Genomic DNA, 22637 nt, shown 5'->3' on the forward strand with positions numbered 1-22637 from the left:
CGCGGCACCTGGTCGTCGACGACCAGGGAGTCCTGCTGCGCGATTCGTTCGGCGCGATGCTGACGATCCTCGTCGCACGAGCGGAGAGAGCCGGCGAGGACCTCTGCGTCATCGGGATCCGGGTCGACGACCTGAAGCGCGTCGCGACGGCCTTCGGCCCCGAGGAGGCCGAGGACATCGCGCGGGTCTTCCGAGCTTCGGTGCGGCGCCACGCTCCGACCATGGCGCTCGTGGGGGTGACGGATGCCACGGGGCTGTCCGTCGCCCTCGCCACGAACGCCACGACCGATGTGCGCCGTGTCGCTCGGGGGCTCCATGAGCGCGTCGTCGCCGATCTGACGGCGCTCGCGACTTCGGTGGTGCCGGTGGTCGGCGTCGGCGTCGTCCTCGCCTCTGTCGAGGGGGCGGCCGGACCTCACCTCGTGGACCGGGCGGACGCGGAGGCGAGCCGGGCGGCAGCCGCGGGAGAACAGCCCGGCGGCGTCATCGGCGCCTGAGCCGGGCGGGAGGACTCCGGGTATCAGGACCCGCCGTCGGCGACCAATGCCTGGATGCGCGCCCGCAGTTCACGGGGGCGGAAGGGTTTCGTCAGGTAGTCGTCGGCCCCGGCCGCGCGTGCCAGTCGTTCCTCGGCGGGGTCGACGCGGGCGCTGACCATCAGGATGCGCGTGCTGCTGAACTCGCGGATGCGGCGGGCCGTCTCGAAGCCGTCCAGTCCCGGCATGCTCACGTCGAGTGTCGTGACCGCCGGGTCGGTGCGCCGAACCACCTCGATCCCGTCGGCGCCGTCAACGGCGGTGTGCACGACGAAGCCCGAGGGTTCCAGGACGGCAACGATCAGGGAGCGGATGTCGGCATCGTCTTCGACGACGACCACGACGTTCGGATTCGGCATGGGGGGACTCTCGCGAACCGGACGGAGGAACGGATGCGCCCCCGGAAAAATGTTAAACTACGCGGAGGGGCGGTGCGGGCCGGCTGCCGGGGCCGTGTGGCATCCTCGTCGTGTGCCCCTTCTCGCGCTCACCGGTGGAATCGCGTCCGGAAAATCGACGATCGCGCGGATGCTCGCCGAAGGCGGCGCGGTGGTCGTGGACGCCGATGCGATCGTGAGGGACGTGCAGGCGCCCGGGTCCGCGGTCCTCGCGGAGATCGCGTCGGAGTTCGGCGCCGACGTCGTGCGGGCCGACGGGTCCCTGGACCGCCCCGCCCTGGCCGCCCGCGTGTTCGGGCACCCCGAACGCCTCGCCGCGCTGAACGCGATCGTGCACCCGGCTGTGCGCGAGGAGTCGCAGCGGCGTTTCCGTGCGGCGCACGCCGACCACGCCGATGCGGTCGTCGTATACGACGTGCCCCTTCTCGCCGAGGCGCGGGGGAGTGGCGAATGGGACCTCGTCGTCGTCGCGCACGCGCCGTCCGAGCAGCGGGTGCAGCGTCTGATCTCGCAGCGGGGCCTCTCCGAAGCCGACGCCCGGGCCCGCATCGCCTCGCAGGCCGGTGACGACGAACGGCTCGCGCTCGCGGACGTGGTCATCGACACCACCGGCGACCTGGATGCCACTCGGCGGCAGGTGGACGAGCTCTGGGAGCGGCTGAAGCGGCGGTAGCCGCCGCGCGAGACGACCGCGCTCGCGCACGGCGAACGTTCTGCGGCCCCGATGTCGGAGGCCCCGCCTACGCTGGATTCATGCAGGCCACGCGTTCCGTCCGTCCCTTCGAGGTTGTCAGCGAGTACACCCCTTCCGGCGACCAGCCGCAGGCCATCGCCGACCTAGCCGCGCGCATCAACGCCGGTGAGACCGACGTCGTGCTGCTGGGAGCCACGGGAACGGGAAAGTCCGCGACGACCGCGTGGCTCGTCGAGGCCGTCCAGCGCCCGACGCTGGTGCTGGCGCACAACAAGACGCTCGCCGCGCAGCTGGCCAACGAGTTCCGCGAACTCATGCCGAACAATGCCGTCGAGTACTTCGTGTCGTACTACGACTACTACCAGCCCGAGGCGTACGTCCCCCAGACCGATACCTTCATCGAGAAGGACTCCTCGATCAACGCGGAGGTCGAGCGGCTCCGGCACTCGACGACCAACTCGCTCCTGTCGCGCCGCGACGTCGTGGTGGTCTCGACCGTCTCGTGCATCTACGGTCTCGGCGCACCCGAGGAGTATCTGCGCGCCATGGTCGCGCTACAGGTGGGGGAGCGGTACGACCGCGACGCGCTCATCCGCAAGTTCATCTCGATGCAGTACAACCGCAACGATGTCGATTTCTCGCGGGGCAACTTCCGCGTGCGCGGCGACACGATCGAGATCATTCCGGTCTACGAGGAATACGCGATCCGCATCGAGATGTTCGGCGACGAGATCGAGGCGCTGTACATGCTGCACCCGTTGACCGGCGACGTCGTCCAGAAGATGGAGTCGGTGCCGATCTTCCCGGCGTCGCACTACGTCGCGGGCACCGACACCGTGCAGCGCGCGATCGGCACGATCGAGCACGAACTCGCCGAGCGGCTGAAGGAGTTCGAGTCGCAGAACAAGCTGCTCGAGGCGCAGCGTCTGCGCATGCGCACGACGTTCGACCTCGAGATGCTGCAGCAGCTCGGGTTCTGCTCGGGCATCGAGAACTACTCGCGCCACCTCGACGGGCGCTCGGCAGGCGATCCTCCCCACACGCTGCTGGACTTCTTCCCCGACGACTTCTTGCTCGTGATCGACGAGTCGCACGTCACGGTGCCACAGATCGGTGCGATGTACGAGGGCGATGCCTCGCGCAAGCGCACGCTCGTCGAGCACGGATTCCGGTTGCCCAGTGCGATGGACAACCGCCCGCTGCGGTGGGACGAGTTCAAGAACCGCATCGGCCAGACCGTCTACCTCTCGGCTACTCCCGGCCGCTACGAGATGGGGATCGCGGACGGGATCGTCGAGCAGATCATCCGCCCGACGGGACTGGTCGACCCCCAGATCGTGGTGAAGCCCTCGAAGGGGCAGATCGACGATCTTCTCGAGCAGATCCGCGTGCGCGTCGACCGCGATGAGCGCGTGCTGGTGACCACGCTCACCAAGAAGATGGCCGAAGAGCTCACCGACTTCCTCGGCGAGCACGGTGTCCGCGTGCGCTACCTGCACTCCGACGTCGACACGCTCCGCCGTGTCGAGCTGCTCACCGAGCTGCGCGCCGGCGTCTACGACGTCCTCGTCGGCATCAACCTGCTCCGCGAGGGGCTCGACCTCCCCGAGGTGTCGCTCGTGGCGATCCTGGATGCCGACAAAGAGGGGTTCCTCCGCAGCGGCACCTCTCTCATCCAGACGATCGGCCGCGCCGCCCGAAACGTGTCGGGCGAGGTCCACATGTACGCCGACAGGATGACCGATTCCATGCGGAACGCGATCGACGAGACCGAGCGTCGTCGGGAGAAGCAGATCGCGTACAACACGGAGCACGGCATCGATCCGCAGCCGTTGCGCAAGAAGATCGCCGACATCACCGAGGTTCTCGCGCGCGAGGCGTCCGACACCCGGAGCCTGCTGTCGCGTAATGACAAGGCCGGCAAGGGCAAGTCACCGACTCCGCAGCTGCGTCGTACCGGGATCGCCGCCGAAGGCGCGGTTCAGTTGGAATCCACGATCGCCGACCTCACGCAGCAGATGCTCGCCGCGGCAAGTGAGCTGAAGTTCGAGCTCGCCGGGCGGCTGCGCGACGAGGTGCAGGACCTCAAGAAGGAACTGCGGGCGATGGAGCGCGCCGGTCACGCCTGACCCGGTGACGCGCCAATCCACGATCTGGGGGCCGCCATGCAGCAGAGGGTGTCGCTGATCACGCTCGGGGTGGGCGATCTCGGCCGTGCGCTCGCCTTCTACGAACGGCTCGGCTGGCGGTCGCATCCCGACTCTGTGCGGGGCGAGGTCACCTTCTTCGACACGGGAGGATCAGTGGTGGCGCTGTGGGCGCGCGAGAAGCTCGCCGCCGATTCGGGGATCGTCGACTCCGGCGGATGGGGTGGCATGGCCCTCGCGCACAACGTCGGCACGTCCGACGAGGTCGACGCGATCCTCGCGGCGGCCGTCGAGGCCGGCGCCTCCTTGGCGCGCGCCAGCGCCTCGACGCCGTGGGGCGGGTATTCCGGCGTGTTCGTCGATCCCGACGGTCACCCGTGGGAGGTCGCGGTCAACCCCGGGTGGCCCCTCGACGCCGAGGGTCGTCCGCAGCTGTCCTGACTCCTGGCTCGGTCGGATGCGGCCGGGCGTGCCCGCCCTCAGGGGCAGTGCAGGAGCGGCTTGGGGCCCGTGCGGTCGACGCTGTGCTCCGACATCGGATGACCGCACAGCGGGCAGGGTCGTCCGGTGCGGACCGGCTCGGGGGTCGTCTCGTAGGGGCCGACCGAGGCCGGCCCGGCCACGCGGATCAGCCGCGAATTGAGGTACTGGTACCACCCGCCGGCAGCCCGCACGCGCTCGCGCAGCGGGGGTCGGTCGGCATCCTTATGTGCCATGATCATTAGTGTACTAACTAATTGAGGAGGGCGCGTGGACGATCCGCTCCGGCTCGAGAATCAGGTGTGCTTCGCCCTCGTCACGGCGGCACGCAACGTGGTGGCGATCTACCGACCCGTGCTCGAGCCGCTCGGGCTGACGCATCCGCAGTACCTGGTGATGCTGGCGCTGTGGGAGGAGGCTCCGCGCTCGCTGGGCGTGCTCGCGGGGGAGCTCGCCATGGAGCCGGCGACGCTCTCGCCACTCGTGAAGAGGCTCGAGGCTCAGGGGAGGGTGGTGCGCAGGCGGCGCGTCGACGACGAGCGCGTCCTGGACATCGACCTGACCGACGAGGGCCGCGCTCTGCGCGAGCGGGCGCTCGTCGTGCCCGCGCAGATCATGCAGCGGGTGGGGATCGACACGGCGGCGCTCATCGCACTGCGCGACGGCCTCGCGCCCTTCGCGAGCCGGTTCGACGCGACGGATTGAGGGTGTGAGCGCCGCAGCCGGCGCGCGGGTTTCCTCTCACAGATGTGCGCCGGGGGCGAACCCGGGGCCGATGTCGGAGGGGGAACCTACACTTGTCGGGTGCCCATCGTTCCAGTCTCGTCCCCCGGAAACACCAGCGGAAAGCTCAGTGTTCGCGGTGCCCGCGTCCACAACCTGAAGAACGTCGACCTCGACATTCCGCGTGATTCTCTCGTGGTGTTCACCGGTCTCTCGGGCTCGGGCAAGTCGAGTCTCGCGTTCGACACGATCTTCGCCGAGGGCCAGCGCCGCTACGTCGAATCGCTCAGCGCCTACGCGCGCCAGTTCCTCGGACAGGTCGATCGGCCCGATGTCGACTTCATCGAGGGATTGAGCCCCGCGGTGTCGATCGATCAGAAGTCGACCAACCGCAACCCGCGGTCCACGGTCGGCACGATCACCGAGATCCACGACTACATGCGTCTGCTGTGGGCGCGCATCGGCGTGCCGCACTGCCCCGACTGCGGTGCGCGCATCCAGCGGCAGACGGTGCAGCAGATCGCCGACCAGCTCATGGAGCTGCCCGAGCGGACGCGGTACCAGATCGTCGCTCCGGTGGTGACGCAGAAGAAGGGCGAGTTCGTCGACCTCTTCAAAGAGCTCAGTGCCAAGGGGTACGCGCGCGCCGTCGTCGACGGCGAACTCGTCCAGCTCGCCGAGCCGCCGACACTCAAGAAGAGCTACAAGCACGACATCGCTGTCGTCGTCGACCGACTCGTGGCATCCGGCGACATCCTGGGCCGCGTGACCGACTCGGTCGAGACCGCTCTGGGCCTCGCGGGCGGCATCATGCAGGTCAACTTCGTCGACGAAGAGGGCGACGACGCGTGGCAGTCGTTCTCTGAGAAGCTCGCGTGCCCGAACGGCCACCCGTTGCAGCTCACCGAGATCGAGCCGCGGACGTTCTCGTTCAACGCCCCGTTCGGCGCCTGCCCGGTGTGTTCGGGACTCGGTACGCGCATGTCGGTCGACGTCGACCTCATGCTCGGCGACGAGGAGCTGTCGATCCGCGAGGGTGCGATCCTGCCGTGGACGACCCAGGGCAAGGGACTCTTCCAGTACTACGAGCGTCTGCTCGAAGGCCTCGCGCGCGACCTCGACTTCTCGCTGGACACCCCGTGGAGAGATCTCTCCACGGACGTGCAGAATGCCGTCCTGCGCGGCGAGAACTACAAGGTCACCGTCAAGTGGAAGAACCGCTACGGCCGCGAGATGCGCTACTCGTCCGGCTTCGAGGGCGTCGTGCCGTACATCGAGCGGCAGTACCTGCAGGCCGAGTCCGACACGCAGCGTCAGCGCTGGTCGGAATACCTGCGCGAGGTCCCGTGCGCGGTGTGCGACGGCGACCGCCTGAAGCCCGAGGTGCTCGCCGTGCTCGTGGACGACACGTCGATCGCCGCGGCCTCGCGCATGAGCCTGGCCGACGCGCGCGAGTTCTTCTCGCAGCTGACCCTGACCGAGCGTGAGGCGACGATCGCCGCCGCGGTCCTGCGCGAGATCCGGGCGCGCCTGGACTTCCTGCTGCAGGTCGGCCTGAACTACCTCAGCCTCGGCCGCGCGGCAGGCACCCTCTCGGGCGGCGAAGCGCAGCGCATCCGGCTGGCCACCCAGATCGGCTCGGGCCTGACGGGGGTGCTCTACGTCCTCGACGAGCCCTCGATCGGTCTGCACCAGCGCGACAACCGTCGACTCATCCAGACACTCGAGACCCTGCGCGACCTCGGGAACACCCTCATCGTGGTCGAGCACGACGAAGAGACGATCCACGCCGCCGACTGGGTCGTCGACATCGGCCCGCGCGCCGGCGTCGACGGCGGCAATGTCGTGCACTCCGGGCCGCTGGCCCAACTGCTCGACGACGAAAGCTCGCTGACGGGGGCCTACCTCTCGGGACGTCGATCGATCGAGCCGCCGAAGAAGCGGCGCAAGATCGACAAGAAGCGACAGGTCACCGTCGTCGGCGCGCGCGAGAACAACCTCAAGAACGTCACGGTCGACTTCCCGCTCGGCGTGCTGACCGCCGTGACCGGCGTCAGCGGCTCCGGCAAGTCCACGCTGGTCAACGGCATCCTGTACGAGGTGCTCGCCTCCAAGCTCAACGGTGCCCGCCGCGTGCCGGGCAAGCACACGCGCGTCACCGGACTCGACAACCTCGACAAGGTCGTGCACGTCGATCAGGCGCCGATCGGTCGCACCCCGCGCTCGAACCCGGCGACCTACACCGGCGTGTTCGACCGCATCCGCACGCTGTTCAGCGAGACGCCCGAGGCCAAGGTCCGCGGCTACCAGGCCGGACGGTTCAGCTTCAACGTCAAGGGCGGTCGCTGCGAGGCGTGCTCGGGTGACGGCACGCTGAAGATCGAGATGAACTTCCTGCCCGACGTGTACGTCGACTGCGAGGTGTGCCACGGCAAGCGGTACAACCGCGACACCCTGTCGGTGCACTACAAGGGCAAGAACATCGCCGAGGTGCTCGAGATGCCGATCTCCGAGGCCGCAGAGTTCTTCGAGCCCATCCAGGCCATCCACCGATACCTCAAGACCCTGGTGGACGTGGGTCTTGGCTACGTCCGTCTCGGGCAGTCGGCCACGACGCTCTCGGGCGGCGAGGCGCAGCGCGTGAAGCTCGCGACCGAGCTCCAGCGTCGCAGCAACGGCCGCTCGATCTACGTGCTCGACGAGCCCACGACGGGTCTGCACTTCGAGGACGTCTCGCTGCTGCTGAAGGTGCTCAACGGGCTCGTCGACAAGGGCAACACCGTCATCGTCATCGAGCACAACCTCGACGTCATCAAGAGCTCGGACTGGGTCATCGACCTCGGGCCCGAGGGTGGATCGGGAGGCGGCACGATCGTGGCGACCGGAACGCCCGAGCAGGTGGCGCGCGTGGACGAGAGCCACACCGGCGCCTTCCTCGCCGAGCTCCTCGAGACCGGTCGGACCGGAGCGCAGCGCAACACCGCCGAGCGCGAGCCGGAACTGGCCCGCGCGGGAGTGTGACCCGTGGCATCCCGAGAACGGATGTCGCAGCTGCCCTACCGACCCAAGGCGGGCGAGATCCCGACGAACCCAGGGGTCTACCGCTTCCGTGACGGCGAGGGCCGCGTGCTGTACGTCGGCAAGGCGAAGAACCTGCGGGCGCGGTTGTCGAACTACTTCGCGCCGCTGTACTCGCTGCACGAACGCACCCGGCGTATGGTCACGACGGCGACCTCGGTCGAGTGGACCGTCGTCCCCAGCGACGTCGATTCGCTGCAGCTGGAGTACATGTGGATCAAGGAGTTCGATCCGCCCTTCAACGTCCGTTACCGCGACGACAAGTCGTATCCGTTCATGGCGATCACCCTCGCCGACGAAGCGCCGCGCGTGATCGTGACGCGCAACGCCAAGATCCGCGGGGCCAAGTATTTCGGGCCGTACCCGAAGGTCTGGGCGGTGCACGACACGATCGACCTGATGATCAAGGTCTTCCCGATCCGCACGTGCAGCGACGCCTCGTACAAGAAGGCCATGCAGTCCGGCCGTCCCTGTTTCCCGGGGCAGATCGGCCGCTGCGGGGGACCGTGCTCGATGAAGGTCACGATCGCGGAGCATCGCGCGATGGTCGACGACTTCGTCGCCTTCATGTCCGGGGGAGACCAGCGCTTCACGAAAGCCCTCACCGCCCGGATGATGGAAGCCTCGGCCGCCATGGACTACGAGGCCGCTGCGCGCTACCGCGACAAGTTGCAGGCCATCGACGCGGTGCTCGGCAAGAGCGCGCTCGTGCTGGCCTCGGACACGGATGCCGACCTCTTCGGCATCGCCGAGGACGAGCTGGCCGCGACCGTGCAGCACTTCGTCGTGCGGGGCGGCCGCGTCCGAGGAGTGCGGGCGACCACGATCGAGAAAGAGATCGACATCTCCGGTGCCGATCTGGTCGATCAGGTGCTCCAGCGCACGTACGGCGACGCCGCCGCCGGTGACATCCCGCGGCAAGTGCTCGTGCCCGAGCTCCCCGACGACGCTGAACAGCTCGAGGCGTGGCTGCGCGAACGCCGCGGTCGTCCGGTGTCGCTGCAGGTGGCGCAGCGCGGGCCCAAGTCCGATCTGCTCAAGACGGCGACGCTCAATGCGCAACAGGCGCTCATGCTGCACAAGACGCGGCGAACGAGCGACTACGTCGCCCGTTCGCAGGCCCTCACCGACCTCCAGGAAGCCCTCGGACTGACCGAGGCGCCGTTGCGCATCGAGTGCTACGACGTGTCGCACCTCGCGGGCACCAATGTCGTGGCATCCATGGTCGTCTTCGAGGACGGTCTGCCCCGCAAAGACCAGTACCGCTCGTTCGGGGTCGCCGAGACCACCGACGACACCGATTCGATGTACCAGGTGCTCACGCGACGTCTGGCCTACCTCGACCGGCCTGAAGAGAACGAGCCCGAGACGATCGGCGGCGCCGTCCTCGCGGATGCCGAGAGCCCCGAGGCGACCGCCGACGGCGAGGTCGTGACGACCCGCAAGCGTCCGCGCTTCGCCTACCGTCCGCAGCTGCTCGTCGTCGATGGCGGTCAGCCCCAGGTCGCGGCGGCCGCTCGCGCCCTCGCCGACGCCGGACACGAAGAGATCGCCCTGTGCGGCATCGCCAAGCGCCTCGAAGAAGTGTGGCTGCCGGGGGAGGACTACCCCGTGATCCTGCCGCGCACGTCGGAGGCGCTGTACCTGCTGCAGCGGCTGCGCGACGAGGCGCACCGCTTCGCCATCACGCACCAGCGCAAGCGCCGCAAGCGCGACATCTCCAGCGTCCTGACCGAGGTGCCGGGGCTCGGCGATACGCGCATCAAGGCGCTGCTCCGACACTTCGGCTCGGTCTCGGCGCTGAAGAACGCCTCTCCCGAGGAGATCACCGCCCTTCCGGGCATCGGGCCGACCCTCGCCGAGGCCATTCACGCGCGCTTGTCTCGCTAGGCTGGGGGTCCCGACGAAAGGGCGATGATCATGCAGACGGCACGGGACGCGTCCGGCGAGGTGCTGATCGTCACGGGGATGTCGGGTGCGGGTCGTTCGACGGTCGCCAACGCCCTGGAAGACCTCGACTGGTACGTGGTCGACAACCTCCCTCCGCGGATGCTGCGACCGCTGCTCGACCTGACCGAGCGCGCTGGCGGAGCCGTTCCGCGGGTGGCAGTCGTGGTCGATGTGCGAGGGCGCGGTCTCTTCGGTGATCTTCCCGAGGCGATGCGCGCGCTGCAGGCCGCGCGACAGGTGCGGGTGGTCTTCCTGGATGCCTCCGACGCGGTGCTCGTGCGACGGTTCGAGGCGGTCCGGCGACCGCACCCGCTGCAGGGCGACGGCACGATCCTCGACGGTATCCGCCGCGAACGCGAGCGGCTGACGCCCGTGCGCGAGGCGGCGGACGTGGTGATCGACACCTCGGCGTTCAACGTGCACCAGCTGTCGCTGCAGACGGTGCAGCTCTTCGGCGAAGAAGGGGCCGCGCGGCACACCGTGACGCTGATGAGCTTCGGCTTCAAATACGGCCTCCCCACCGACGTCGACCTCGTCGCCGACATGCGATTCCTGCCCAACCCGTTCTGGAACGAGCAGCTCCGCCCGCTGACGGGCGAGGACCCCGCGGTGCGCGCGTACGTTCTCGAGCAGCAGGGGGCACGAGAGTTCCTCGACGCCTACGCCGCGGCGCTGCACCCCGTGCTGGAGGGCTATCAGCGCGAGAACAAACGGCACTCGGTCGTCGCGGTCGGCTGCACGGGCGGCAAGCACCGGTCGGTCGTCATGACGCGTGAGCTGGCCGCCCGGCTCGGCGACGTCCCCGGGGTGGCCGTCCGCGTGACTCACCGTGACCTCGGCCGCGAGTAGGCTGTACCCTCGTCCCCGCCGCCTCGACAGCCTCACCCGTGTTGTCGCAGGCGTTGCCCCATCGTCCTGAACCGAGGAGAACCGTGCCGCTGACCGCCGACGTGAAGGCCGAGCTCATCACCGTACGCGACCCGCGTCCGACGGCGCGTGTCGCCGAGCTCACGGCGATCCTGCGCTTCTCCGGGGGCCTGCACTCGATCGCGAACCGTGTCGCCGTCGAAGCGGAGCTGGATTCCGACATCCTCGCGCGCCGCGTCGCCCGCGACCTCATGGAGCTCTACGGCGTGCGGCCCGAACTGCACCACGTGCAGGGCTCGGGGGGACGTACGGGCGGCCACTTCGCCGTCCGCGTCATCGAGGCGGGCGAGACGCTCGCTCGCCAGACCGGTCTGCTCGACCAGCGCCGCCGCCCGGTGCGCGGTCTCCCCAACAAGCTCACCACCGGTTCGCGCCCCGATCTCAGCGCGATCTGGCGCGGTGCGTTCCTCGCCAGCGGCTCCCTGAGCGACCCGGGTCGCTCGGCTGCGCTGGAGATCTCCTGCCCGTCGTCGGAGGCCGCGATGGCGCTCGTGGGCGCCGGTCACCGCATCGGCATCCCGGCCAAGGCCCGTGAGGTGCGCGGGGTGCCGCGCGTCGTCGTGCGCGACGGCGAAGCCATCCGCGGGGCGCTGTACGAGATGGGCGCCCGCCGCACCGCGGGGGAGTGGGATCAGATGCGCCAGCGCCGCGAAGTGCGTGCCGGCGTGAACCGCCTCGTCAACTTCGACGACGCGAACCTGCGCCGCTCGGCACAGGCAGCGGTGGCCGCGTGCGCGCGCGTCGAGCGCGCCCTCGAGATCCTCGGCGACGAGGTCCCCGACCACCTGCAGCAGGCCGGCGAGCTGCGTCTGGCCCACCGCGACGCGAGCCTGGACGAGCTCGGTCACCACGCAGACCCGCCGCTGACCAAGGACGCCGTGGCCGGGCGCATCCGCCGCCTCCTGGCCATGGCCGACAAGAAGGCCGAGGCCGAGGGCATCCCGGGAACCGAGGCCGCGGTCCCGGTGGGTGCCGACGACTGACCCCCCCCGACGCTGATAACGGATGCCGAGCCCCTCGGCATCCGTTTTGCGTTACTGCGCGTCATTCGGGGAAGCAACCCCGTGGCCGGTGCGTTGGCCCTCGATAGGATGAACACGTCACCCTCGCTGCGCCGAGGTCTCGGTGCAGCGCCGATTCGGAAGTAGAGAACATGGCGAAGTACACGCTGCCCGAACTGCCCTACGACTACTCCGCGCTGGAGCCTCACATCAGCGCGACCATCATGGAGCTGCACCACAGCAAGCACCACCAGACGTACGTCAACGGCGCGAACACCACGCTCGACCTCCTCACCGAGGCGCGCGAGAAGGGCGATTTCGCGAACATCAACCGCCTGCAGAAGGACCTGGCCTTCAACCTCGGCGGACACACGAACCACTCGATCTTCTGGACGAACCTCTCGCCCAACGGTGGCGACAAGCCCACCGGTGACCTCGAGGCCGCGATCGACGACCAGTTCGGGTCGTTCGACGCCTTCCGCGGTCAGTTCACCGCCGCCGCGCTCGGCGTGCAGGGCTCCGGCTGGGCCGGCCTGTTCTGGGACTCGATCGGCGAGAACCTGATCATCCAGCAGTTCTTCGACCAGCAGGGTCAGATCGTCGCGGGCACCGTCCCGCTGCTCCTTCTCGACGTGTGGGAGCACGCTTACTACCTCGACTACAAGAACGTCCGCGCGGACTACGTCAAGGCGTTCTGGAACATCGCCAACTGGGCCGATGCGCAGGAGCGCTTCGCGGCCGCCCGTGAGAAGACGGCGGGTCTGCTGGTACTGTCGTAAACGGCGTGGGCGTCCCGGTGGACACCCCGCCGGGACGCCGTCGTCCTCCAGCGAATACCGCACTCTCGCGCTTCTCGCGCATGACTGATTCAGGAGAAATTCCGTGACCGTCAAGATCGGAATCAACGGCTTCGGCCGTATCGGACGCAACTACCTCCGCGCGGCTCTCGCGCAGGGCGCTGACCTTGAAATCGTGGCGGTGAACGACCTCACCGACAACAAGACCCTCGCCCACCTGCTGAAGTACGACTCCGTCGGCGGCGTGCTCGCCGAGGACGTCTCGTACACCGAAGACTCCATCACCGTCGGTGACAAGACCATCAAGGTCTTCGAAGAGCGCGACCCCGCGAACCTCCCCTGGGGCGAGCTCGGCGTCGACATCGTCATCGAGTCGACCGGTCGCTTCACCAAGGCCGAGGATGCCAAGAAGCACGTCGCGGGCGGTGCCAAGAAGGTGCTCATCTCCGCTCCCGCTACCGGTGACGACGCCACGATCGTCATGGGCGTGAACGAAGAGACCTACAACCCCGAGACCGACGTCATCATCTCGAACGCGTCGTGCACCACGAACTGCCTCGCCCCGCTGGCGAAGGTGTTCAACGACGCCTTCGGCATCGAGCGCGGCTTCATGATGACGGCGCACGCCTACACCGCCGACCAGAACCTGCAGGACGGCCCGCACAGCGACCTGCGTCGTGCGCGCGGCGCGGCGATCAACATCGTCCCCGCCTCGACCGGTGCCGCCAAGGCGATCGGCCTGGTGCTCCCCGAGCTGAACGGCAAGCTGAGCGGCTCGTCGTACCGCGTCCCGGTCCCCACCGGTTCCATCGTCGACCTCACGATCGTCACCCCCACCGAGGGCCTGACCGTCGACCAGGTCAACGAGGTCTACAAGAAGGCCGCTGCCGAGGGTCGCCTCAACGGCATCCTGCAGTACACCGAGGACCCGATCGTCTCGAGCGACATCCAGGGCAACCCGCACTCGTCGATCTTCGACGCCGAGCTGACCAACGTCAGCGGCAACCTCGTCAAGGTCTCGTCGTGGTACGACAACGAGTGGGGCTACTCGAACCGCCTCGTCGACCTGACCGAGTACGTCGCCGAGCGTCTCTGACACTCCATGCCTCTGCGCACCCTCGAATCGCTGGGGTCGCTGGCCGGCACGCGCGTCATCGTCCGTTGTGACCTGAACGTCCCCCTCAAGGACGGCGTCATCACGGACGATGGCCGCGTGCGCGCGTCGTTGCCGACCCTCAACGCCCTGATCAACGCCGGCGCGCGCGTCGTCGTCTGCTCCCACCTGGGGCGTCCCGACGGGTCTCCCGACCCGAAGTACTCGCTCGAGCCGGTCGCGCAGCGGCTGTCCGAGCTTCTCGGCCAGCCGGTCGCGTTCGCCCGCGACACGGTCGGCGAGTCCGCTCGTGACGCGGTGGCGTCGCTGGAAGACGGAGACGTCGCGGTCATCGAGAACCTCCGCTTCAACGCGGGGGAGACCTCGAAAGACGAGACCGAGCGCCAAGCGTTCGCCCGCCAGCTCGCCGAGCTGGGCGACGCGCTCGTCTCGGACGGCTTCGGTGTCGTGCACCGCAAGCAGGCCAGCGTCTACGATCTCGCGCAGATCGTGCCGTCGGCCGCGGGACTCCTCATCCAGAAGGAGCTCGAGGTCCTGGACCGCCTGACCGAGAACCCCGAGCGTCCTTACACGGTCGTGCTGGGCGGCTCGAAGGTCAGCGACAAGCTGGGCGTCATCGAGCACCTGCTGCCGCGCGTCGACAAGCTGCTCGTCGGTGGCGGCATGATGTTCACCTTCCTCGTCGCCGAAGGCAGCAAGGTCGGCGCGAGCCTGCTCGAGCAGGACCAGATCGACACCGTGAAGGGCTACCTCGCCACGGCGAAGGAGCGCGGCGTCGAGATCGTCCTCCCCGTGGATGCCGTCGTCGCGGCGTCGTTCTCGCCCGATGCCGAGCACGTCGTCGCCGACGCCGTCGCCCTCGAGGACACCCCGTTCGGTGCGTCCGGACTGGGCCTGGACATCGGGCCCCGCACGGCCGACTTGTTCGCCGACGCAATCCGCGACTCGCGCACGGTGTTCTGGAACGGGCCGATGGGCGTGTTCGAGATGGCCGCGTTCGCCGAGGGCACCAAGACGGTCGCGCAGGCGTTGACTGAGGTCGACGGCCTCAGCGTCGTCGGCGGAGGCGACTCGGCTGCGGCCGTGCGTCAGCTCGGCTTCGCGGACGACCAGTTCGGTCACATCTCCACCGGCGGCGGCGCCAGCCTGGAGTTCCTCGAAGGCAAGAAGCTCCCCGGACTGGAGGTCCTCGGATGGCAGTGAACAGAACTCCCCTCATCGCCGGCAACTGGAAGATGAACCTCGACCACCTGCAGGCGGTCGCGTTCGTCCAGAAGCTGCACTGGACGCTGAAGGAGGCCAAGCACGACAAGAGCAGTGTCGAGGTGGCGGTGTTCCCGCCCTTCACCGACCTGCGGACCGTGCAGACGCTCCTGGATGCCGACAAGATCGACTTCGCGCTCGGCGGTCAGGACCTCTCGGCCCATGACTCCGGTGCGTACACGGGCGAGATCTCGGGCCAGTTCCTGGCCAAGCTCGACGCGACCTACGTCATCATCGGACACTCCGAGCGTCGTCAGTTCCACAACGAGACCGACGAGGTCATCGCCGCCAAGACGCAGGCGGCCCTCCGCCACGGCTTGGTGCCGGTGATCTGTGTCGGTGAGACCTCGGAGGACCTCGAGAAGTTCGGCGCGAGCGCCGTCCCCGTGGGGCAGCTCGAGGTCGCGCTCGAGGGTGTGGCATCCGATGCCGACATCGTCGTGGCGTACGAGCCGGTCTGGGCCATCGGCTCCGGCCAGGCGGCGACCCCGGACCAGGCCCAGGAGGTCTGCGCGAAGCTGCGTGCCGTCGTGGCCGACAAGCTCGGCGCCGACGCGGCGGCCCGCACCCGGGTCCTCTACGGCGGTTCGGTGAAGTCCGGCAACATCGCTGGCTTCATGCGCGAGCCCGATGTCGACGGCGCGCTGGTGGGCGGTGCGAGCCTCGTCGTGGACGAGTTCGCGGCCATCATCCGTTACCAGAAGCACGTCGGAGTCTGACCGATACGGATGCCCGCGGCCCGGCGCCGCGGGCATCCGTATGTCCGCCCCGGCTCCCCGTATACTTGACGCTTGTGCGGTCGCTACCGACCGCCGCGAAAGGCTTTCGAAAGTGCAGATTCTCGAGTTCGTCCTGCAGGTGTTCCTGGGCGTGACCAGCCTCCTGCTGACCCTGCTCATCCTGCTCCACAAGGGGCGCGGAGGCGGTCTGTCCGACATGTTCGGTGGCGGTATGAGCTCGGCGATGGGCTCCTCCGGCCTGGCCGAGCGCAACCTCAACCGATTCACGATCGTGCTCGCGCTGGTGTGGTTCATCACCATTGTCGGTCTCGGTCTCCTCACCAAGTTCGCGGAGCTCTGACATGGCCACCGGTGGCAACGCCATCCGCGGCACGCGCGTCGGCGCGGGCCCGATGGGAGAACAGGACCACGGCTTCCACGCCGATCGCGTCGCCGTGTCGTACTGGGACGCCCTGGGCAACGAGACCGTCCGCTACTTCGCCGCGGGTATCCCCGACGACGAGATCCCCGAGACGATCGACTCGCCCCACTCCGGTCTCCCCGCCGGTCGCGACAAGAACAACCCCCCGGCGCTGTCCAAGACGGAGCCCTACAAGACCCACCTGGCCTATGTGAAAGAGCGCCGCACCGACGAAGAGGCGGCCTCGCTCCTCGACGACGCGCTGCAGCAGCTGCGCGAGCGCCGCGGTCAGTAAGACCTGCACAGATAAGAGACCGGATGCCGACGGCATCCGGTCTCTTTCTCGTTGCGGCGAATCAGTACTCGCGGTCGATGAGCTGCGGCGGCACCTGGTCGGCCGCGGCCTCGTCGACGAAGAAAGCCGTACGACGGCGACCCTTGGCTCCGGCCGCCGGGACGCTCTGGTAGCTCGCGCCGGCGAGGGCGAGGCCCAGGGCGGCGGCCTTGTCGGCGCCGGCGATGACCATCCAGACCCGCTTGGAGGAGTTGATGACCGGGCGCGTGAGCGAGATGCGCTCGGGCGGGGGCTTGGGGGAGTCGCGCACCGGAACGGTCGCCCGGTCGGTCACCGAGATCTCGGCCCGGTCCGGGAACAGCGACGCGATGTGCGCGTCCGGTCCGACGCCCAGGAAGCAGATGTCGAACGACGGCCAGGGTCCGGACTCACTGCGGTCGGACGGCGCGAACTGCGCCAGTTCGTCGGCGTAGGCGATGGCCGCGGCATCCAGGTCGAGACTGTCGTCCGTCGACGCGACGGAGTGGATGTTCTCGGCGGGGATGTCCAGACCGTCGAGCAGCGCGGTACGCGCCTGCTTCTCGTTGCGGTCGTCGGAGTCGCGGTGTACGAAGCGCTCGTCACCGAACCAGAAGTGCACGAGCGACCAGTCGATCTCGCTCATGCGGGGGTCGCGAGCGGCAGACCGCAGCACGGCGCCGCCCATCGTGCCGCCGGTCAAGCACACGTGCATGCGCTTGCCCTCGGCCACCCGCTTGACGATGCGGTTGACGAACCGGGTCGCGACATAGTCGGCGAGCGTCTCGGCATCCCGCTTGATGATCACCTGCTTGGCGGAGCCGTTCTCGGTCATCGGTCGCTCCGCTCGTCGAGAGTGCGCAGCAGTTGCGTGCACTGCGTCAGGACGCGTCCGTAGAGCACGTCGGGGTCGAGGCGGCGGAGCTCCTCAGCCAGGCACTCGCGCAGCGTGCGGCGGGGGAAGTCCAGCTCGTGCGTGGGCTGCCCGGGCTGCGTCAGCACCGCCACTCCGGGCGTCGGGCGCTCGAGCAACGTGTCGCCGCTCGCGCGGCTCAAGCGCACCGACTTGATACCGCCCGACCACTCGTCGGCGGGAAGGTAGCTGTAGACGACGGGCGCTTCGAGCTTGAGCCCGAGCCACGCCGCGAGCAGCGCCGTGGAGGGGGAGTCGCTCGAACCCGACACCTCGACGGAGGTCACCGGCTCGTACGGCGGCTGGTCGAGGACAGCGGCCAGCTGCTCGCGCCAGCGCGTGACGCGGGTCCACGCGAAGTCGGTGTCGCCCGGGGCGTAGTGCTCACCGAGGTGCGCGACCCACGCGGTGGGGTCGGGCTGCGACGACGCGTCGGTGATCCGGCGCTGGGCGATGCGGCCGATCGCCGACAGCGACGGGTCCGACGGCGCCTGGGCGGGCCACCACGCCACGACGGGCGCGTCGGGCAGCAGCAGGCCGGTCACCAGACTCTCGGCGTTCGAGGCGGCCGCGCCGTGGGCGCGCAGGACGACGACCTCGCTCGCGCCGGCGTCACCGCCCACGCGGATCTGGGCGTCCAGGCGCGGTTCTTCGCCCTCGTCGCCGAACAGCACCGCGATGACACGCATCGGGTGCTCGCGCGAGGCGTCGTTCGCGGCCTCGATCACTTCTTCTTCGGCCCCGTGGTGGGTCACGATGATGAGGGTCAGAACGCGTCCGAGCGCGACGGCGCCGCCCTCTTCGCGGACGCTCACGAGCTTCTTGGAGATCGCGCTGACGGTGGTGTCGGGCAGTTCGATGATCACGGGCGCCTCCACGTGCGGCCATCGCGGGCGAGGAGCTCGTCGGCGGATGCCGGACCCCACGATCCCGGAGAGTACTGTTCCAGCGGTCCGCCCTCGGCAGCCCAGAACTCCTCGATCGGGTCGAGGATCTTCCAGCTGAGCTCGACCTCCTCGTGACGCGGGAACAGCGGCGGGTCGCCGAGCAGCACGTCGAGGATGAGGCGCTCGTAGGCCTCGGGGCTCGCTTCGGTGAAGGCGTGGCCGTACCCGAAGTCCATCGTCACGTCGCGCACCTGCGTGCCGTCACCGGGAACCTTGGAGCCGAACCGGATCGTGACGCCCTCGTCGGGCTGCACGCGGATGACGAGGGCGTTCTGCCCGAGCTCCTCGGTCTGGCTGCGGGAGAACAGCTGCTGCGGGGCGCGCTTGAAGACCACGGCCACCTCGGTGACGCGTCGGCCCAGACGCTTGCCGCTGCGCACGTAGAACGGCACTCCCGACCAACGACGCGTGTTGATCTCGAGCTTGATCGCGGCGTAGGTTTCGGTGACCGACTCCGGATTCATGCCGTCTTCCTCGAGGAAGCCGAGCACCTTCTCGCCGCCCTGCCACCCGCCGGCGTACTGCCCGCGCGCGGTGGCCTCGGCCAGGTTCTCGGGCAGACGCACCGCGGCGAGGACCTTCTCTTTCTCGGCACGCAGGTCGGCGGCGTTGAAGCTGATGGGCTCCTCCATCGCGGTGAGCGCGAGGAGCTGCAGGAGGTGGTTCTGGATGACGTCGCGCGCGGCGCCGATCCCGTCGTAGTACCCCGCGCGGCCGCCGACCCCGATGTCTTCCGCCATCGTGATCTGCACGTGGTCGACGTAGTTGCGGTTCCAGATCGGCTCGTACAGCTCGTTCGCGAAGCGCAGCGCGAGGATGTTCTGCACCGTCTCTTTGCCGAGGTAGTGGTCGATGCGGAAGATCGAGTCGGCGGGGAACGCGCTCTCCACGACCTCGTTCAGCTCGCGCGCCGAAGCGAGGTCGTGGCCGAACGGCTTCTCGATGACGACGCGGCGCCAGCCGGCGGTGTCCTCGGCGGAGTCACCGACGAGACCGGAGGCCTTCAGCTGGGTCGTGACGAGCGGGAAGGCCTTGGGCGGGATCGACAGGTAGTAGGCATGGTTTCCCATCGTGCCGCGCTCGGTGTCGAGCTTGTCGACGGTCTCCCGCAGGCGCTGGAACGCCTCGGGGTCGTCGAACTCGCCCTGGACGAAGCGGATACCCTCGAGCAGCTCCTGCCACGTCTCTTCGCGGAACTCGGTGCGCGCGTACTTCTGCACCGACTCGTGAACGACCTTGGCGAAGTCCTGGTCCTCCCAGTCGCGGCGGGCGAAGCCCACGAGCGCGAAACCGGGCGGGAGGAGTCCGCGATTGGCGAGGTCGTACACCGCCGGCATGAGCTTCTTGCGCGACAGGTCTCCGGTGACGCCGAAGATCACCAGCGCGCTGGGACCGGCGATCCGGTTCAGGCGGCGATCCTCGGGGTCGCGGAGGGGATTGTGACCGGGTGAGATCTCTACGACCATGCTGTTACTGCGCCGCCTCGAAGAGTGAGAGCACCTCGACCTGCGGGTCGGTGAGCGTGAGCGTGACGACGGGGCGGCCATGGCCGTCCGCCAGCACGCTCGCGTCGCCCGCGGCCTGTGCGTGGATGAGCTGTCCGAACGTGAACGGCCGACCCGGGATCTCGAGGTCGACATCGGTGCGTTCGGTGATCTGAAGGAAGACGCCGGTGGCGGGGCCGCCCTTGTGGTACTGACCGGTCGAGTGCAGGAATCGAGGTCCCCACCCGAACGTCGTGGGGCGACCGGAATCGGCCGCGACCAGTTCGCGCAGGCCCGCGAGCTGGGGCAGCTCGAGTCGGTTCACGTACGCCTGGATGGCGACGTAGCCGTCGGCCGGGACCGACGCCCAGAGCGCGTCCAGCACGCTCGCGAGCGTGCCACCGGATGCCAGGGCGGGGTCGGACACGCGCACCTCGACGCCGTCGAACACGAGCGCCGGAGCGGTCGGTGCCGGCTGCGCGTCCAGGAGAGCCCGTGCGGCGACCTTGGCCGCCTCGACGTCGGGCTGGTCGAACGGGTCGATGCCGAGCAGACGCCCGGCGATCGCCGTGGCGTACTCCCACACGACGAACTGCGCCCCCAGGGAACCGCTGACGAGCACTTCGCCCTCGTGACGGTCGAACAGGTGGAACGCGTCGGCGTGCTCGACGAATCGTACGACCTGCAGGTCGGCGGGCTTCGCCTCGATCTCGGGCGAGATCGGGAGCAGGACGACGGGCAGGATACCGGTGCCGTTCTTGCCCGTCGACTCCGCGATCAGCTGCTCGATCCAGTCCGGCAGACCCGGCAGGTGGCCGCCGTCGGTGACGAGGCCGAGCTTGTCACGCCGGTGTTCCCCGCCGCCCGCGATCGCCGCGGCGAGCACGAGGGCCGGGTTCTCGGGGGAGTCGATCGCGACCTCGAGGAGCGTGGCATCCGCTTCGTCGAGCAGGTCGTCGATGTCGACGCCCGCGAGACCGGCGGGCACCAGCCCGAACGCGGTGAGCGCGGAGTACCGTCCGCCGACGGTGGGGTCGGCCGTGAAGACGCGGTAGCCGTCGGCACGGGCCGATTCTTCGAGGGGCGAGCCCGGGTCGGTGACCACGACGATGCGCTCGGCCGGGTCGATGCCGAGGTCGCGGAACGCGGCCTCGAACGCCCGCTTGGCCGCATCGGTCTCGACCGTCGAACCGGACTTGCTCGAGACGACGAGCACCGTCTGGGCTAGGCCACCGGACTCGGCGTCGCCGTCGATCGCGGCGAGCACCTGACCGGGTGCCGTGGAGTCGAGGATCACCAGCGGCACTCCCGCGGACTGCGCGATGACCTCGGGCGCGAGCGAAGAGCCGCCCATGCCCGCGAGCACGACCCGGGTCACGCCCTGCGCGACGTAGGCGTCGCGCAGGGCGGTGATCTCGGGGACGAGCGGGCGCGAGACGGAGACCGCCTGCACCCACCCGAGCCGACGGGATGCCTCGTCCTCGGCCGCGGGGCCCCACAGCGTGGCATCCCCCGCCGTGACGCCGGACGCGACCAAGGAGCCGACCAGATCGGGCAGCTCCGAGTCGACGACCGCCTTGACGTGGCCGGTGACCTTGACGGCGAATGTCACTTCGCGGCCTGGGCGCTTCCGGCCTCGAGCGCGGTGGCGACGGTCTGCTGCAGTTCGTGCCACGAGGCGATGAACTTCTCGACGCCCTCGTCCTCGAGCACCTGGGTCGCGTCGGCGACGTCGACACCGGCGGCGGCCAGACGGTCGAACACCTCGTGCGCCTCGGCGTAGGCACCGGTGACGGTGTCGCCGGCGATCACGCCGTGGTCGAACGTCGCCTGCAGCGTCTTCTCGGGCATCGTGTTCACGGTGCCGGGGGCGACGAGCTCGGTGACGTAGAGCGTGTCGGGCAGAGCCGGGTCCTTGACGCCGGTCGAGGCCCACAGCGGACGCTGCACGGTCGCACCGGCGGCGAGGAGCTCCTTCGCGCGATCCTCGGCGAACTTCTGCTCGTACAGCTCGTACGCCAGGCGGGCGTTGGCGATGCCGGCCTTGCCCTTGAGCGCGGCGGCCTCGTCGGTTCCGATCGCGGCGAGACGCTTGTCGATCTCGGTGTCCACGCGCGAGACGAAGAACGAGGCGACCGACTGCAGGTTGGCGATGTCGTGCCCGGCGTCGCGCGCCTTCTCGACTCCGGCGAGGTACGCGTCGATGACCTCGGCGTAGCGCTCCAGGCTGAAGATCAGCGTGACGTTGACCGAGATGCCCGCGCCGATGACCTCGGTGATCGCGGGCAGGCCCGCCTTGGTGGCGGGGATCTTGATCAGGACGTTCTTGCGGTCCACGCGCGCGGCGAGGTCCTTGGCCTGCGCGACCGTCGCGTCGGTGTCGTGAGCGAGGTCGGGGGAGACCTCGATCGACACGCGTCCGTCGACGCCGCCCGTGGCTTCGAAGACCGGGAGGAAGATGTCGCACGCGTCGCGGACATCGTCGGTGGTGATCGAGAAGATCGCCTCGTCGACGCCGGCGTCCTGCGCGGCGAGCTCGCGGACCTGACCCTCGTACGCCTCGCCCTGGGACAGGGCACCGGCGAAGATCGTCGGGTTCGTGGTGACGCCCGAGACGTTGCGCTCGGCGATGAGTTCGGCGAGGTTGCCGGACTGGATGCGCTGACGCGACAGGTCGTCGAGCCAGATGCTGACGCCCTGAGCGGCGAGCTGTTGGGTGGGAGTGCTCATTG

At 68.9% G+C, this 22637-nt stretch carries 21 protein-coding genes and 1 pseudogene; 15 read left to right on the forward strand and 7 right to left on the reverse strand.

Going from position 1 to position 22637, the window contains the following annotated elements; all coding sequences use genetic code 11:
- A pseudogene (locus tag LQV45_RS02555) lies at positions 1-497 on the forward strand (hypothetical protein); the annotation flags it as partial.
- 23 nt (positions 498-520) lie between these two features.
- Here LQV45_RS02555 and LQV45_RS02560 read toward each other — a convergent pair.
- Positions 521-895 carry a response regulator transcription factor gene (locus LQV45_RS02560; protein ID WP_230005603.1) on the reverse strand — a complete coding sequence of 125 codons (375 nt, stop codon included), beginning with the start codon at positions 893-895 and terminating at the stop codon, positions 521-523.
- A 112-nt stretch (positions 896-1007) separates the two neighbouring features.
- On the opposite strand from LQV45_RS02560, the gene coaE reads away from it, so the two are divergent.
- The 3 genes from coaE to LQV45_RS02575 all read left to right on the forward strand — a co-directional run bounded on the left by coaE (position 1008) and on the right by LQV45_RS02575 (position 4216).
- A complete protein-coding gene (gene coaE, locus LQV45_RS02565; RefSeq protein WP_230005604.1) occupies positions 1008-1607 on the forward strand; it encodes a dephospho-CoA kinase in 600 nt (199 codons plus the stop codon).
- Positions 1608-1687: 80 nt separating this feature from the next.
- A complete protein-coding gene (gene uvrB, locus LQV45_RS02570; RefSeq protein WP_230005605.1) occupies positions 1688-3757 on the forward strand; it encodes an excinuclease ABC subunit UvrB in 2070 nt (689 codons plus the stop codon).
- Positions 3758-3793: 36 nt separating this feature from the next.
- A complete protein-coding gene (locus tag LQV45_RS02575; protein WP_230005606.1) occupies positions 3794-4216 on the forward strand; it encodes a VOC family protein in 423 nt (140 codons plus the stop codon).
- A gap of 38 nt (positions 4217-4254) precedes the next feature.
- Here LQV45_RS02575 and LQV45_RS02580 read toward each other — a convergent pair whose 3' ends face one another.
- The gene (locus LQV45_RS02580; RefSeq protein ID WP_230005607.1) at positions 4255-4491 is read right to left on the reverse strand and encodes a hypothetical protein; all 237 of its coding nucleotides are present in this window, start codon (positions 4489-4491) and stop codon (positions 4255-4257) included.
- Positions 4492-4525: 34 nt separating this feature from the next.
- Here LQV45_RS02580 and LQV45_RS02585 point away from each other — a divergent pair, with 34 nt between their 5' ends.
- From LQV45_RS02585 to LQV45_RS02635, 11 genes are all read left to right on the forward strand, one after another.
- Positions 4526-4960 (forward strand): MarR family winged helix-turn-helix transcriptional regulator, encoded by a 435-nt coding sequence (locus LQV45_RS02585; RefSeq protein WP_230005608.1) that lies wholly within the window; start codon positions 4526-4528, stop codon positions 4958-4960.
- A gap of 99 nt (positions 4961-5059) precedes the next feature.
- Positions 5060-7999: an excinuclease ABC subunit UvrA gene (gene uvrA, locus LQV45_RS02590; protein ID WP_230005609.1), complete on the forward strand. Its 2940-nt coding sequence runs from the start codon at positions 5060-5062 to the stop codon at positions 7997-7999.
- Positions 8000-8020: 21 nt separating this feature from the next.
- A complete protein-coding gene (uvrC, locus tag LQV45_RS02595) occupies positions 8021-9946 on the forward strand; it encodes an excinuclease ABC subunit UvrC (protein ID WP_230005620.1) in 1926 nt (641 codons plus the stop codon).
- Positions 9947-9976: 30 nt separating this feature from the next.
- Positions 9977-10855, forward strand: coding sequence for an RNase adapter RapZ (gene rapZ / locus LQV45_RS02600; protein ID WP_374208131.1), 879 nt, complete (start codon positions 9977-9979; stop codon positions 10853-10855).
- 83 nt (positions 10856-10938) lie between these two features.
- The gene (whiA, locus tag LQV45_RS02605) at positions 10939-11916 is read left to right on the forward strand and encodes a DNA-binding protein WhiA (protein ID WP_230005611.1); all 978 of its coding nucleotides are present in this window, start codon (positions 10939-10941) and stop codon (positions 11914-11916) included.
- Positions 11917-12086: 170 nt separating this feature from the next.
- Positions 12087-12713, forward strand: coding sequence for a superoxide dismutase (locus LQV45_RS02610; RefSeq protein ID WP_138172462.1), 627 nt, complete (start codon positions 12087-12089; stop codon positions 12711-12713).
- A gap of 103 nt (positions 12714-12816) precedes the next feature.
- Complete coding sequence (gap, locus tag LQV45_RS02615; RefSeq protein ID WP_058622786.1) at positions 12817-13827, forward strand: type I glyceraldehyde-3-phosphate dehydrogenase; 1011 nt, start codon at positions 12817-12819, stop codon at positions 13825-13827.
- A 6-nt stretch (positions 13828-13833) separates the two neighbouring features.
- Complete coding sequence (gene pgk, locus LQV45_RS02620) at positions 13834-15048, forward strand: phosphoglycerate kinase (RefSeq protein WP_230005612.1); 1215 nt, start codon at positions 13834-13836, stop codon at positions 15046-15048.
- Positions 15039-15827, forward strand: coding sequence for a triose-phosphate isomerase (gene tpiA / locus LQV45_RS02625; protein WP_138172460.1), 789 nt, complete (start codon positions 15039-15041; stop codon positions 15825-15827). Before pgk ends, tpiA begins: the two co-directional genes overlap by 10 nt.
- Before the next feature lie 112 nt (positions 15828-15939).
- A complete protein-coding gene (secG, locus tag LQV45_RS02630; protein ID WP_138172459.1) occupies positions 15940-16188 on the forward strand; it encodes a preprotein translocase subunit SecG in 249 nt (82 codons plus the stop codon).
- A gap of 1 nt (position 16189) precedes the next feature.
- Positions 16190-16543, forward strand: coding sequence for an RNA polymerase-binding protein RbpA (locus LQV45_RS02635; RefSeq protein ID WP_138172458.1), 354 nt, complete (start codon positions 16190-16192; stop codon positions 16541-16543).
- Between the two features lie 61 nt (positions 16544-16604).
- Here the strand turns inward: LQV45_RS02635 and pgl are convergent, their stop codons facing one another.
- The 5 genes from pgl to tal are packed head-to-tail and all read right to left on the reverse strand — an operon-like array spanning position 16605 to position 22635.
- Complete coding sequence (pgl, locus tag LQV45_RS02640; protein WP_230005613.1) at positions 16605-17396, reverse strand: 6-phosphogluconolactonase; 792 nt, start codon at positions 17394-17396, stop codon at positions 16605-16607.
- Positions 17393-18340 carry a glucose-6-phosphate dehydrogenase assembly protein OpcA gene (locus LQV45_RS02645; protein ID WP_230005614.1) on the reverse strand — a complete coding sequence of 316 codons (948 nt, stop codon included), beginning with the start codon at positions 18338-18340 and terminating at the stop codon, positions 17393-17395. Before LQV45_RS02645 ends, pgl begins: the two co-directional genes overlap by 4 nt.
- Positions 18337-19887, reverse strand: a complete 1551-nt coding sequence (gene zwf / locus LQV45_RS02650) for a glucose-6-phosphate dehydrogenase (protein ID WP_138172455.1) — start codon at positions 19885-19887, stop codon at positions 18337-18339. Before zwf ends, LQV45_RS02645 begins: the two co-directional genes overlap by 4 nt.
- 4 nt (positions 19888-19891) lie before the next feature.
- On the reverse strand, positions 19892-21517 hold the full coding sequence (locus tag LQV45_RS02655; RefSeq protein WP_230005615.1) for a glucose-6-phosphate isomerase: 1626 nt from the start codon (positions 21515-21517) through the stop codon (positions 19892-19894).
- The gene (tal, locus tag LQV45_RS02660) at positions 21514-22635 is read right to left on the reverse strand and encodes a transaldolase (RefSeq protein WP_138172453.1); all 1122 of its coding nucleotides are present in this window, start codon (positions 22633-22635) and stop codon (positions 21514-21516) included. The genes LQV45_RS02655 and tal overlap by 4 nt, the downstream gene beginning before the upstream one ends.
- Positions 22636-22637 lie beyond the last annotated feature (2 nt).

The organism is Microbacterium sp. Bi128, assembly GCF_918698205.1.